Raw genomic sequence first — 290 nt, forward strand, 5'->3', positions numbered from 1 at the left:
CATGGATCATATCCCAAAAATATCTTTTGAATTACGGGTAGTAATTTCAGCAATTTCGGCCGGAGTAGTGTGAAAGATCTCAGCCACTTTATTCAGCACTTCTACAAGATACGAACTTTCATTACGTTTTCCGCGATAAGGGACAGGTGCAAGATAAGGAGCGTCGGTTTCCAGCACGATCTCTGACAAGGAGATCTGGTTTAGGAACCGGTCAATTTTGCCATTTTTAAAGGTCACCACTCCTCCAATGCCTAATTTCATATTATAGGAAAGTGCTTTAAGCGCCTGCT

The 290-nt window shown here is 42.1% G+C and carries 1 protein-coding gene; it reads right to left on the reverse strand.

The features are described from left to right. Positions 1–6 precede the first annotated feature (6 nt). On the reverse strand, positions 7–290 hold a 284-nt coding region (locus tag HC175_RS23150), incomplete at its 5' end, for a TatD family hydrolase (RefSeq protein ID WP_209310232.1).

The sequence above is a fragment of the Salinimicrobium oceani genome (genome assembly GCF_012037645.1).